Below are 13,227 nucleotides of genomic sequence, written 5' to 3'. Positions count from 1 at the left end.
GGAGCACTACGTGGCCCACCTCAAGGTCCGTACGAGTGGCAGGGCACTCTCCCGCTTCGCCGCGGCCGCGATAGCCACCGCCCTGGTCGCCGCGGGCGCCGGCGCGGCGTCGGCCGACGGCTCCGCCCCGGCCCACCCGCTGCCGAACATGCCGGCACTCACCGTCCCGCACGCCAGGAGCCTCGCGGTCGCGGCCGATCCGGCCCCCGCCGCGAGCCCGGTCTTCCCGCTCCTCGGCTTCGACAACACCGGGGACGAGTGGGCGTACGGGCCCGACGGCAACGGCGGTCTGACGGCCCGGGTGGAGGAGGGCAGCCTGCCGAACGTACGCAACGACGCGTTCGTCGACAACAACGCGGACGGCTACCTCGACGGCGAATGGCAGTGGAACAACGACGGGACGCTGCACTACCTCGTCGACTACAACACCCCGGACCAGCTGATCGGCGGCGGCTGGAACATCTACGACACGGAGCTCTCCCCGGGCAACCTCGGCGGCGCCCAGGGGTACGACATCATCGCGCGGGACAGCGCGGGCGTCCTGTGGATCTACCTCGGCTACGGCGACGGCACCGTGACCAGCCGCACCAAGGTCGGCGCCGGCTGGGACGCCTACACCCAGATCGCCGGCAAGGGCGACCTCGACGGCGACGGCAAGGCCGACATCGTCGCCCGCGACACGGCGGGCGTGCTCTGGTTCTACAAGGGAACGGGCAACTACAACGCGCCCTTCGCGCCCCGTACGAAGATCGGCGCCGGGTGGAACATGTTCAACACCCTCGTCTCCACCGGCGATGTGGACCTGGACGGAAAGACCGACCTGCTCGCCCGGGACACCAACGGCGGCCTGTGGCTCTACAAGGGAACCGGCAACGCCGCGGCCCCCTACCAGCCCCGCGTACAGATCGGCACGAGCTACAACATCTACCGTCTGATGACGTCCTGACGCATCGGCGCACCCGCACACCCACAGACGGCAGGGCCGCACCCCCACCCGGGAGTGCGGCCCTGCCGTCGTCAGGCCGGGCGGGGGTGACTACCACGGTCGCGGAGCCCGAACCGCCGCTCCGGCCCCTCATGCAACGTGTTAAACATCCAATTTCCTTGCACCTTAAACCCGTTGACTAGTGAAGATGCTGTGCAACGATCAAGGCGGTGCGGTGCGGCTTTCGGGGCGTACCGCATCCATGGTTGATGCGATCCATTGAAGGAGCATTTTCGTGGCCAAACTCAAGGGCCTCAAGCGCGGCAAGGCGCTCTCCCGCTTCGGCGTGGCGGCGATAGCCGCGGCGCTGGTCACCGCGGGCGCCGGCACGGCGTCGGCCGACGGCGTCTCTGCGGCTCACTCCCTGCCGAAGGCGCCGTCGCGCGCCTCTCAGGCCCCGCACGCCAAGAGCCTCGCCGCCACGGCCGCGGCGGCGAACGCCTCCAACCCGGTCTTCCCGCTGCTCGGCGTCGACAACGCCGGGGGCGCCTGGGCGTACGGTCCCAACGGGACCGGCGGCCTGGGGAGTCGTGTGTACGCGGGCTCCATGCCCTACCTCGTCAACGACGCGTTCGTCGACAACAACGGCGACGGCAACCTCGACGGCGAATGGCAGTGGGCCAACGACGGAACGCTGATCTACTTCGCCGACGAGAACGCCCCCGCCAAGGTGATCGGCGGGGGCTGGGGGATCTACAACAAGGAGCTGTCCCCCGGCAACCTCGGCGGCGCCCAGGGGTACGACATCATCGCGCGTGACAGCGCGGGCGTGCTCTGGCTGTACCTCGGCTACGGCGACGGCACCGTGACCAGCCGCATCAAGGTCGGCGCGGGCTGGGACGCCTACACCCAGATCGCCGGCAAGGGCGACCTCGACGGCGACGGCAAGGCCGACATCGTCGCCCGCGACACTGCCGGCGTGCTGTGGTTCTACAAGGGCACCGGCAACGCCACGGCACCCTTCGCATCCCGCACCAAGATCGGTGCCGGCTGGAACATGTTCAACACCCTCGTCTCCACCGGCGACGTCGACCTCGACGGCAAGACCGACCTCATCGCCCGCGACACCAACGGCGTTCTGTGGCTCTACAAGGGAACCGGCAACGCCGCATCCCCCTTCCAGCCCCGCGTCCAGATCGGCACCAGCTACAACATCTACCGCCTGATGACGTCCTGACGCCGAGGCTTCCTGACGCCATGGCGTCGTGATGCTCTGGCGCTTCGGCGTACATGCGGCAGGGCCGCACTCCCCAACCCGGGGGGTGCGGCCCTGCCGTCGTTCTGTTCCTGACTGACTGACCGGCTCGGCTGACTGACTGACTACCAGTCAGCCGGACCTGCCTGGCCCTACTTGCGGATCAGGCTGCGCAGCACGTACTGCATGATGCCGCCGTTGCGGTAGTAGTCAGCCTCACCGGGGGTGTCGATGCGGACGACCGCGTCGAACTCCACGCCCGTGTCAGTGGTGACCTTCACGGTGCGCGGGGTCGAGCCGTTGTTCAGCTCCTCGACACCGGTGAAGGAGAAGGTCTCCTCGCCGGTCAGGCCGAGCGAGGAGGCGGTGGCGCCCTCGGGGAACTGGAGCGGCAGGACGCCCATGCCGATGAGGTTCGAGCGGTGGATGCGCTCGTACGACTCGGCGATGACGGCCTTGACGCCGAGGAGCGCGGTGCCCTTGGCTGCCCAGTCGCGAGACGAGCCCGAGCCGTACTCCTTGCCCGCCAGGATGACCAGCGGGACGCCGGCGGCCTGGTAGTTCTGGGAGGCGTCGTAGATGAAGGAGACCGGGCCGCCCTCGACGGTGAAGTCGCGGGTGAAGCCGCCCTCGGTGCCCGGCGCGATCTGGTTGCGCAGGCGGATGTTGGCGAAGGTGCCGCGGATCATGACCTCGTGGTTGCCACGGCGCGAGCCGTAGGAGTTGAAGTCACGGCGCTCGACGCCGTGCTCCGTGAGGTACTTGCCGGCCGGGGTGTCGGCCTTGATCGCACCGGCCGGGGAGATGTGGTCGGTGGTGACCGAGTCGCCCAGCTTCGCGAGGACGCGGGCGCCGGAGATGTCGGAGACCGGGGTGGTCTCCATCGTCATGCCCTCGAAGTAAGGGGGCTTACGGACGTACGTCGACTCGGCGTCCCACTCGAAGGTGTTGCCGGTCGGGATGGACAGCGACTGCCACTGCGCGTCACCCGCGAAGACGTCCTGGTAGGACTTGTTGAACATGTCCTCGCCGATGGCGTTGGCCACGACGTCGTTGACCTCGGCCTCGGTGGGCCAGATGTCCTTGAGGTAGACCGGATTGCCCTCGGTGTCGTTGCCGATCGCCTCGGTCGTGATGTCGACCTTCATCGAACCGGCGATGGCGTACGCGACGACCAGCGGCGGCGACGCCAGGTAGTTCATCTTGACGTCGGGGTTGATCCGGCCCTCGAAGTTGCGGTTGCCGGAGAGCACCGAGGTGACCGCGAGGTCGTGCTCGTTGATCGCCTTCGAGATCTCCTCGTCCAGCGGACCGGAGTTGCCGATGCAGGTGGTGCAGCCGTACCCGACGAGGTTGAAGCCCATCTTGTCGAGGTACGGGGTGAGGCCGGCCTTGTCGAAGTAGTCGGTGACGACCTTCGAGCCCGGGGCGAGGGTGGTCTTGACCCACGGCTTGCGGGTCAGGCCCTTGTCCACGGCCTTCTTCGCGACGAGGGCCGCGGCGACCATGACGTACGGGTTCGAGGTGTTGGTGCACGAGGTGATCGCGGCGACGGTGACCGCGCCGTGGTCGATCTCGAAGGTGGTGCCGTCGGCGAGGGTGACCGGGGTGGGGCGGCTCGGCACGCCGTTGGTGGTGGCCGGGGCGTCGGAGGCCGGGAAGGACTCCTTGCCCGCCTCGTCGTCGTCCTCTACGTAGTTGCGCACGTCCTGGCCGAAGCGCTCGGCGGCGTTGGCGAGGACGATGCGGTCCTGCGGGCGCTTGGGGCCGGCGATGGAGGGGACGACCGTGGAGAGGTCGAGCTCCAGCTTCTCGGAGAAGTCGGGCTCGGCGGCCGGGTCGAGCCAGAGGCCCTGCTCCTTGGCGTACGCCTCGACGAGCGCGACCTGCTGGGCGTCGCGGCCGGTCAGGCGCAGGTACTTCAGCGTCTCGTCGTCGATCGGGAAGATCGCGGCGGTGGAGCCGAACTCCGGCGACATGTTGCCGATGGTGGCGCGGTTGGCGAGGCTCGTGGCCGCGACACCCTCGCCGTAGAACTCGACGAACTTGCCGACGACGCCGTGCTTGCGCAGCATCTCGGTGATGGTGAGGACGAGGTCGGTGGCGGTGGTGCCCGCGTTCAGCTCGCCGGTCAGCTTGAAGCCGACGACGCGCGGAATGAGCATCGAGACCGGCTGCCCCAGCATCGCGGCCTCGGCCTCGATGCCGCCGACGCCCCAGCCGAGCACACCGAGCCCGTTGACCATCGTGGTGTGCGAGTCGGTGCCGACGAGGGTGTCGGGGTAGGCCTGGCCGTTGCGGACCATGACCGTACGAGCGAGGTGCTCGATGTTGACCTGGTGGACGATGCCGGTGCCCGGCGGGACGACCTTGAAGTCGTCGAACGCGGTCTGGCCCCAGCGCAGGAACTGGTAGCGCTCCTTGTTGCGCCCGTACTCCAGCTCGACGTTCTGCGCGAACGCGTCCTTGGTGCCGAACTTGTCGGCGATGACGGAGTGGTCGATGACCAGCTCGGCCGGGGAGAGCGGGTTGACCTTCGCGGGGTCGCCGCCGAGCTCCTTGACGGCCTCACGCATGGTGGCGAGGTCCACGACACAGGGCACACCGGTGAAGTCCTGCATGATCACGCGAGCCGGCGTGAACTGGATCTCCTCGCTGGGCTGGGCCTGCGAGTCCCAGGTACCGAGCGACCGGATGTGGTCGGCGGTGATGTTCGCGCCGTCCTCGGTGCGGAGCAGGTTCTCCAGGAGAACCTTCAGGCTGTAAGGGAGGCGTGCGGAGCCCTCGACCTTGTCCAGCTTGAAGATCTCGTACGACTCGTCGCCCACGCGCAGCGTGCTGCGGGCGTCGAAGCTGTTCGCCGACACGACAGTCTCCTTCATTGATGTGCGCGTTCCACCACAATCCTGCCGCCACGACGTGTTGTCGATCCGCTGAGGTAAGGCTAAGTTAGGTAACCCTTACCGAGCGTCGGCTGCGATGGGCCCGCGGGGTGCCCCGTAGATATCTCGATGTCGAGATAACTCTAGTACATGGCCGCGGGTAGGTCATGCGCGGGCGAGCCGTACCGCTCCCGCGCGGGGCCCTGGCGGCGCAGGGGGGCCGCTCGGCTCGGCTCGATACGACCGCCGCCGCTCACCCGCGGTCGGCCGTGTGCGGCTGCCGCATCGCGTGCGAAGGCGCACGAGGCGCCCGCGGGCCCGGCCAGGCTGGCCCGGCCAGGCCGGCCTGGCCGCGCGCGCCTGCTGCACCGCGCACGAAGGCACACGGCTGGGCGCCGGGGGCGCTTTCGGGGCCCCGATTGGGCGCACCCGGCCGGGGAGGGCGGCCGGAAGCCGCGCATCGACCCCGTGATCCACTGCCGCTCATGCCACTCCTGCTGCTCGACCTCGACAACACCCTGGTCGACCGCGACGCGGCCTTCCGCGCAGCCGTCGCCTGCTTCCTCGCCGAGCACGGGCTGCCCGCCCGCGACCTCACCTGGGCGATGGACACCGATGCCGGCGGCTACACCCCGCGTCACGAAGTCGCCGACGACGCGGCCGCGGCGATCGAGCAGGCCGTGCGGGCGTCGCGATAACGCCCAGCCGGCCGCACCGGGGCCCCCGCCGAACCAGCCGCACCGGCCGTACCCGGCCCTCCGCCGAACCGGCCGCCCCCGGCCGCACCCGGACCCCCGCCGAACCAGCCGCACCGCCCGCACCGCCCGAATGCACCCCCCGCCCGCCCGCTTGACGGATCGACACGCCTCCGAGCCGGCCACGCGGACACCTCGCGTGCGACACGTACGACACGCCCAAAATCCGTAAAACATCTCATCCCGAACGGACCACTCCATTTGCCGCCCCCGCAGGGAAAGCGCAGGATCGGAGGTGACGGGCCCTCACCCCGATGGCCCAGCCCGGCGCGAGCGGCATCTCATATCTGAGATAACCTGCCCCTATGGCAGACGACTACCTCGTACGCATCGGCAAGCTCATCCGTGACGCCCGGCAGCACCGGGGCTGGACACAGACACAGTTGGCCGAGGCTCTGGGCACCAGCCAGAGCGCCGTGAACCGCATCGAGCGGGGGAATCAGAACATCAGCCTTGAGATGATCGCGCGCATCGGGGAAGCGCTCGACAGTGAAATCGTCTCGCTCGGCTACGCCGGCCCCATGCACCTGCGGGTCGTGGGCGGCCGCCGCCTGTCGGGCTCGATCGACGTCAAGACGAGCAAGAACGCCTGTGTCGCGCTCCTTTGCGGCTCGCTGCTCAACAAGGGCCGCACCGTGCTGCGTCGCGTGGCCCGCATCGAAGAGGTCTACCGGCTCCTGGAAGTCCTCAACTCCATTGGTGTGCGCACCCGTTGGATCAACGAGGGCACCGACCTGGAGATCGTGCCGCCGGCCCGGCTCGACCTCGACGCGATGGACGCGGACGCGGCCCGCAGGACCCGCTCGATCATCATGTTCCTCGGCCCGCTGCTGCACCGCGAGGACCGCTTCCGGCTGCCGTACGCCGGCGGCTGCGACCTCGGCACCCGCACCATCGAGCCGCACATGATCGCCCTGCGCCGGTTCGGCCTCGACATCACGGCGACCGAGGGGATCTACCACGCCGAGGTGGAACGCACCGCACCCGACCGCCCGATCGTCCTGACCGAACGCGGCGACACCGTCACCGAGAACGCGCTGCTCGCGGCCGCCCGCAACGCGGGTGTCACGGTCATCCGCAACGCGTCCTCCAACTACATGGTCCAGGACCTGTGCTTCTTCCTGGAGGCGCTGGGCGTTCGGGTCGACGGCATCGGCACCACGACGCTGACCGTGCACGGCATCGCCGACATCGACGTGGACGTCGACTACTCCCCCTCGGAGGACCCGGTCGAGGCGATGAGCCTGCTGGCCGCGGCCGTCGTCACCGAGTCCGAGCTGACGATCCGCCGGGTCCCGGTGGAGTTCCTGGAGATCGAGCTCGCGGTCCTGGAGGAGATGGGCCTCGACCACGACCGCACCGAGGAGTACCCCGCCGACAACGGGCGCACCCGCCTGATCGACCTCACCGTACGGCCCTCCAAACTGGAGGCGCCGATCGACAAGATCCACCCGATGCCGTTCCCCGGCCTCAACATCGACAACGTGCCGTTCTTCGCGGCGATCGCGGCGTCGGCCCAGGGCCAGACGCTCATCCACGACTGGGTCTACGACAACCGCGCGATCTACCTCACGGACCTCAACCGCCTCGGCGGCCGTCTCCAACTCCTCGACCCGCACCGCGTCCTGGTGGAGGGCCCCACCCGCTGGCGCGCCGCAGAAATGATGTGCCCCCCGGCCCTGCGCCCCGCCGTGGTGGTCCTCCTCGCCATGATGGCGGCCGAGGGCACGTCGGTGCTGCGGAACGTGTACGTCATCAACCGCGGCTACGAGGACCTGGCGGAGCGCCTCAACTCGGTGGGCGCGCAGATCGAGATCTTTCGCGACATCTAGGGAACTGGACATCCCCAGAAAATCGCGATCATTCGCTTTGAGTGTGCAACGCGTCCTCTGACCTGCGCAGACGCCTGCTCCTGGTATCCCGTGGCCAACCCCGCCCAGGAAAGCACTCCGTGAAGACCGCGAAGTAACAGATCCTGCGTAAAAACCGGCGGAGATATCCACAAGGACGTCTCCGCCGGTTTTGTGTGCCCCGTCTGCGGCTGAGGAAGGATCACGAAGGGCAGGTCGCCGGCCTCGGCCCTGTCCTGGCCGATGGACAGACCGCCGTAATTGTCAATGGCGGTGAACCGAACAGGGGGGCACCCGTTCGAATAACTCTGCTTCGGGAAACGACACAGGTACAGGCCATACGAGGCGCCCTGTACAGGGGTTTGCGCGCCTCTTAATCTGAGGCAGAACCCCACGAAGGAGACGCAGATGCGCCGGAAGATCGCCTCCACGCTCGCCACGCTCGCCCTGCTGGGGGGCGCGACCCTCGCCACCACTACCCCGGCCCACGCCGCCAACTGCGGGTACTTCGTAAGCTACGGCAACTCGTACTACAACCACTGCACTTCGGACGGCAGCATCATCGACATTCACATCGATGTCGTCCTGGGCTGGGACAAGAACCGCTGTGTCTCCCCCGGCGTGACCTACCTCGGCCCGGCGACGAAAATCCGCAACGCCTGGTACACCGGCCACCTCTGCTGATGGCTCCCGCGCCTTAACGGGCGGCGCACGTCGAACGGCGGCCGGGACTACCGGCCCGACCAGGTGACGGCCAACGCCCAACCCGACTGGTACATGGGCTACTCCGAAGGTCTGATCCGCATCATGCCGGGCTGGGAGATCAACCTCTGGGGTCATACTCTCCAACTCGGCGTGTTCATCCCGCTGATCATCTTCCCGACCATCCTTCTGACGCTGTGGCTGTATCCGTTCCTTGAGGCCTGGATCACCGGCGACCATCGCGAACACCACATCACGGAGCGCCCCCGCAACAATCCGACACGTACCGCGTTCGGTGCTGCCTGGACCGCCGAATACCTGCTCCTGCTGCTTGGCGGCGGCAACGACTTGCTGGCGACGCACGTCCACCTCTCGATCAACGTGATCACGTGGGCCGCCCGGATCGGCTTCTTCGTAGTACCGGTCCTGACGTTCGTCATCGCCAAAAGGGTCTGCCTCGGGCTCCAGCGCCGCGACAAGGAAAAAGTGGAGCACGGCCGGGAGACCGGCCGCATCAAGCGCCTGTCGCACGGCGAGTTCGTCGAGCTCTACTTCGGTGACGAGTCCCAGATCACCAAGACCACTCCTGAGCAGTACAGGAAGCACGTCACCAGCGATCACCACTGATCGAACACCACACGTGGTCGAGCCCGGGGCGCCGAAGACGACCTGCGTAACCTCGGCGTACCACGGGCAGCCGTGACAGCCGGCGGCCGCTCGGCGGAGCGCGGGATGCCGCCGGGCGCAGGCACGGAGGGGCGCGCCCCTCCGGCTTCGTCCTTGTCCGGTTCCGTCACGGCGCCTCCTCCTCGAAGCAGCTTCGCACCGCTCCGGGACAGGGGCATGGGAGGCCCCACCGAGCTCGTCTGACGAGTTCGGGCTCGCCGAAGCGCCGCCGCTCCCTGGGCGGCTGGGGCCTGTCCGCGGAGGCCTACGCCATGGCGGCGCCCCAGCCGGGCGGCCTCGCGCAGCGGCGGCGAGGCCACGCGAATCCACCTTGACCAGGCCTCTTGCGCGGGCGATAGTTGCGCGCCGAACCGAATCGAGCGGTCGGTGGATTCATCTGGGGTGGGGAAACCATGCAGGCCGAGCACGACATAGTCATGTCCGCGTACGCGGAGGAGCACCTTCGGGCGGGGCGGTTCGCCGCGGCGCGGCGCGTCGCCCGGAGCGCGCTGACCGCGGAGGGGCCCGACGCCCGGCTGTTCCTGGTGCTCGGCCGGGCCCACGCGGGCGAGAACGACGACGAGCACGACGACCGGGCGGAGGCCGCCTACCGCGAGGGCCTGGAAGCCTTCCCTGACGACCTCGACCTCTTGGCCGCCTACGCCGAACTGTGCCTGGCCAGCGACTACATGGACCGTCCCGTCCGGCATCGGCGCGGCCCCGAACTGGCCGCCCGTATAAGCGAGTTGGCTCCGGGCTCGGCCCAGGCGCTGCGCGTGGAGCAGCGCGGGCCAGGGGGCCGGGGCCCGAGGCCGCCGTCGGCGTCGCGGACGCAGCTGCATGACGTCCGTCTGGCCCTGGCCGCCGTCGGCGACCCCGCCTCGGCGGCCGCGCGGGCCGCGATCCAGGCGCAGGCCCGCCCCGGGGACGACCGCCTGGCCGTTCTCGCCGAGACCCTCGCCGCGCTCGACCGCCCGGGACGCGGGCCGCTGCGCTGGATGGTGCGGGCCCCCGTGCGCAGGGCACTTGTGCACGGCGCCTGGTGCATCGCGTGGCTCCTGGCCGTCCCGGCGCTGCACCTTCCGGGCTGGACGAGACTCGCCGTCTTCGCCTTCCTCCCGGCGACCTTGTCACTGAACGCCCTCCTGCGGGGCGCCCGCGCCCGAGCGGCCGCCCGTCCTCCAACGCCTGCGGCCGACACCCCCGTGGCCCCGGCGTTCCCCGCGTTGCCGCCCGTCCCGACGTACAGCCGGCGTGAACTGACGGCCGGTATCGCGATCCTCGTCGCCGTGGTGGCGACGGGCACGGTGTCGGGCATCTGGAGCTACCGGCAGTACGCCGCATACCCCCGCTACACCGTGTCGGCGCCCGACCGCTTCCAGGGGGTGGAGCGCCAGGACACGAGTCCGGCCCGCGTCCGCCTGCAGGCGATCGCGCCGGATCTGGCGGAGGGCGGCGGCCAGTCGTTCGCCTACGTGTACGGGCCGGATCCCGATCAGCCGGCGCTCATGGTGTGGGGTGCGACGGGCGACTTCCACGACGCACCCGCCGACACGTTCGGCGACATGCAACGGTTCACGGACGCGACCGGGCGCCCGGTGCACGCGACGTGGACCGCCGACCCCGGCCGCCTCGGCGGTTCGGTGCGGTGCGTCTCGTACGACGTGGCCACCAGCCCCATGGTGAACTGCACCTGGGTGGACAAGGGCAGCGTGGGCGCCGTGTACTTCGCCGACGAGGGCCTGTCCCACGAGGCGGCGGCGGCGCTCGCCCGTTCGGTGCGCGAGGCCGTCCTGCATTTGGAGTCCGACAGCGGGACCGAGGCGTAGCCGCCCGCCCGGTGAAGGCGCGTGCGGCGAGGAGGCGCGCGGGGCACCAACAGCTGGCCTACATTAGGTTAGGCTTAGCTAAGTTACGCGGCGGGCTTTCCGCGCTCCTGCGTCGGTGAACCCACAGAATGGACGAACATGACCGTACGGGTCGCGGTGGCCGGGGCCAGCGGATACGCGGGAGGGGAGCTGCTGCGCCTGCTGGCTTCGCACCCCGGCGTCGAGGTCGGCGCGGTGACCGCGCACAGCAGTGCGGGGCGCCGACTCGGGTCCGTACAGCCGCAGTTGGCGGAGTTCGCGGATCGGGTCCTGCTTGACACCCACGCCGAGTCGTTGCGCGGGCACGACGTCGTCTTCCTCGCACTCCCCCACGGCCAATCCGCCGCTCTGGCCACCGAGTTGGAGCCCAGCACGCTCATAGTGGACTGCGGGGCCGACTTCCGGCTGCGCGACCCGGCCGCCTGGGAGCGTTTCTACGGCTCCGCCCACGCCGGGACCTGGCCGTACGGGCTGCCCGAACTCCCGGGCGCCCGGGCCGGGTTGCGCGGTGCTACGCGCATCGCGGTGCCGGGCTGCTATCCGACCGCCGTCACCCTGGCCCTGTTCCCCGCCTTCGCCGCCGCCCTCGTCGAACCCGAGGCCGTCGTCGTGGCCGCCAGTGGGGCCTCCGGCGCCGGGCGTTCGCTCGCGCCGCACCTGCTCGGCTCCGAAGTGATGGGCTCCATGAGCCCGTACGGAGTCGGCGGCGGCCACCGGCACACCCCGGAGCTGGCGCAGAACCTGTCGCTCGCGGCCGGCGAGCCCGTGACGGTGTCCTTCACCCCGACCCTGGCTCCCATGCCGCGCGGCATCCTCGCCACCTGCTCGGCCCGGCTGCGCCCCGGAGTCGCCGCGTCGGGACGGGACGACGAGGTGCGCGCGGTGTTCGAGGCCGCGTACGCCGACGAGCCGTTCGTACGGATGCTGCCGCCCGGCCAGTGGCCCTCCACCGCCGCCGTCCTCGGGTCGAACACCGCCCAGGTGGCGATCGCCGTGGACCCCGACGCCCGCAGGCTGATCTGCGTGAGCGCCATCGACAACCTGACGAAGGGCACCGCCGGTGGCGCCGTGCAGAGCATGAACATCGCCCTCGGCCTGCCCGAAGAGCTGGGCCTGCCCACGAATGGAGTGGCTCCGTGAGTGTCACCGCCGCCCGCGGATTCCTCGCCTGCGGAGTACGCGCAGGCCTGAAGGAATCCGGTGAACCGGACCTCGCCCTGGTCGTGAACCGGGGACCCGCACGCGCCGCGGCCGGTGTCTTCACCTCCAACCGCGTGCAGGCCGCACCCGTCCGCTGGTCGCGCCGCACGCTCGCCGCCGGCCGGATATCCGCCGTCGTGCTCAACTCCGGTGGCGCGAACGCCTGCACGGGGCCCGGTGGAGCCGACGACACCCGGCTGATGGCCGAACGGACCGCGCACGAGGTGGGTGTCGACCCGGACGAGGTCGCGGTGTGTTCCACGGGCCTGATCGGGGTCCGGCTTCCCATGGACCGGGTGACGGCCGGCATCACCACCGCCGCGACCCGGCTCTCGGCGCGGGGCGGCGAGGATGCTGCCGTCGCGATCAAGACGACGGACTCCGTCCACAAGACCGCGGTGTCCACGGGCGACGGCTGGACGGTGGGCGGCATGGCGAAGGGCGCGGGCATGCTCGCCCCTGGCCTGGCCACCATGCTCGTCGTCCTGACCACGGACGCCGACGCCGGCGCCGACGTCCTCGACTCGGCACTGCGCGAGGCGGTACGCACCACCTTCGACCGGGTCGACTCCGACGGCTGCATGTCCACCAACGACACCGTGCTGCTGCTCGCATCGGGCGCCTCGGGCGTCACGCCCGATCCCGTGGCGCTCACCGCGGCCGTGCACTCCGTCTGCCAGGACCTGGCGCGTCAGTTGATCGCGGACGCCGAGGGCGCGTCCAAGGAGATCGAGGTGGCGGTCGTCGGCGCGGCATCGGAGGCGGACGCCGTCGAGGTGGGCCGCTCCGTGGCCCGCAACAACCTTCTCAAGTGCGCGTTGCACGGCGAAGACCCCAACTGGGGACGGGTGTTGTCCGCCATCGGCACGACGTCGGCGGCCTTCGACCCGGACCGCCTCGACGTGGCGATCAACGGCGTGTGGGTGTGCCGGGACGGCGCCGAGAACGAACCCCGCGACCAGGTCGACCTGACCGGCCGTCACATCGGCATCACCGTGGACCTCCGCTCCGGCGACTCATCGGCCGTCCTCTGGACCAACGACCTGACGGCCGAGTACGTCCACGAGAACAGCGCGTACAGCTCGTGAGCGGGACGGGGACGGCGAAGCCCGCCGCCATACCTG

At 69.9% G+C, this 13,227-nt stretch carries 9 protein-coding genes and 1 pseudogene; 9 read left to right on the top strand and 1 reads right to left on the bottom strand.

All coding sequences use genetic code 11. From position 1 onward, the window contains the following. Window positions 1-10 precede the first annotated feature (10 nt). Window positions 11-946: a VCBS repeat-containing protein gene (locus AB0D31_RS08895; RefSeq protein WP_362719051.1), complete on the top strand. Its 936-nt coding sequence runs from the start codon at window positions 11-13 to the stop codon at window positions 944-946. A 274-nt stretch (window positions 947-1,220) separates the two neighbouring features. Then, window positions 1,221-2,162, top strand: coding sequence for a VCBS repeat-containing protein (locus AB0D31_RS08890; RefSeq protein ID WP_362719049.1), 942 nt, complete (start codon window positions 1,221-1,223; stop codon window positions 2,160-2,162). Window positions 2,163-2,332: 170 nt separating this feature from the next. Here AB0D31_RS08890 and acnA read toward each other — a convergent pair whose 3' ends face one another. After that, window positions 2,333-5,047: an aconitate hydratase AcnA gene (gene acnA, locus AB0D31_RS08885; protein ID WP_362719047.1), complete on the bottom strand. Its 2,715-nt coding sequence runs from the start codon at window positions 5,045-5,047 to the stop codon at window positions 2,333-2,335. Between the two features lie 500 nt (window positions 5,048-5,547). Between acnA and AB0D31_RS08880 the strand changes: the two genes are divergently transcribed. The 7 genes and pseudogenes from AB0D31_RS08880 to argJ all read left to right on the top strand — a co-directional run bounded on the left by AB0D31_RS08880 (window position 5,548) and on the right by argJ (window position 13,191). After that, window positions 5,548-5,760 carry a hypothetical protein gene (locus tag AB0D31_RS08880; protein WP_362719044.1) on the top strand — a complete coding sequence of 71 codons (213 nt, stop codon included), beginning with the start codon at window positions 5,548-5,550 and terminating at the stop codon, window positions 5,758-5,760. A 362-nt stretch (window positions 5,761-6,122) separates the two neighbouring features. Continuing rightward, window positions 6,123-7,649: a UDP-N-acetylglucosamine 1-carboxyvinyltransferase gene (locus AB0D31_RS08875; protein ID WP_362719042.1), complete on the top strand. Its 1,527-nt coding sequence runs from the start codon at window positions 6,123-6,125 to the stop codon at window positions 7,647-7,649. A gap of 426 nt (window positions 7,650-8,075) precedes the next feature. Next, window positions 8,076-8,351, top strand: coding sequence for a DUF6355 family natural product biosynthesis protein (locus AB0D31_RS08870; protein ID WP_362719040.1), 276 nt, complete (start codon window positions 8,076-8,078; stop codon window positions 8,349-8,351). Between the two features lie 48 nt (window positions 8,352-8,399). Further along, window positions 8,400-8,996, top strand: a pseudogene (locus AB0D31_RS08865) (ubiquinol-cytochrome c reductase cytochrome b subunit); the annotation flags it as partial. Between the two features lie 452 nt (window positions 8,997-9,448). Next, a complete protein-coding gene (locus AB0D31_RS08860) occupies window positions 9,449-10,864 on the top strand; it encodes a hypothetical protein (protein WP_362719037.1) in 1,416 nt (471 codons plus the stop codon). 138 nt (window positions 10,865-11,002) lie between these two features. Further along, window positions 11,003-12,043: an N-acetyl-gamma-glutamyl-phosphate reductase gene (gene argC / locus AB0D31_RS08855; RefSeq protein WP_362719034.1), complete on the top strand. Its 1,041-nt coding sequence runs from the start codon at window positions 11,003-11,005 to the stop codon at window positions 12,041-12,043. Then, a complete protein-coding gene (gene argJ / locus AB0D31_RS08850) occupies window positions 12,040-13,191 on the top strand; it encodes a bifunctional glutamate N-acetyltransferase/amino-acid acetyltransferase ArgJ (protein ID WP_362719031.1) in 1,152 nt (383 codons plus the stop codon). The genes argC and argJ overlap by 4 nt, the downstream gene beginning before the upstream one ends. Window positions 13,192-13,227 lie beyond the last annotated feature (36 nt).

Source organism: Streptomyces sp. NPDC048361, from assembly GCF_040651795.1.
GTDB lineage: Bacteria > Actinomycetota > Actinomycetes > Streptomycetales > Streptomycetaceae > Streptomyces.
Note: the sequence above shows the minus strand (reverse complement) of the source record. Positions and strands in the feature narration are given on the sequence as shown.

Coding starts and splice junctions, on each gene's coding strand:
- argC (WP_362719034.1), top strand. CDS start 11,003: ATGACCGTACGGGTCGCGGTGGCCGGGGCCAGCGGATACGCGGGAGGG.
- AB0D31_RS08870 (WP_362719040.1), top strand. CDS start 8,076: ATGCGCCGGAAGATCGCCTCCACGCTCGCCACGCTCGCCCTGCTGGGG.
- AB0D31_RS08880 (WP_362719044.1), top strand. CDS start 5,548: ATGCCACTCCTGCTGCTCGACCTCGACAACACCCTGGTCGACCGCGAC.
- AB0D31_RS08875 (WP_362719042.1), top strand. CDS start 6,123: ATGGCAGACGACTACCTCGTACGCATCGGCAAGCTCATCCGTGACGCC.
- AB0D31_RS08860 (WP_362719037.1), top strand. CDS start 9,449: ATGCAGGCCGAGCACGACATAGTCATGTCCGCGTACGCGGAGGAGCAC.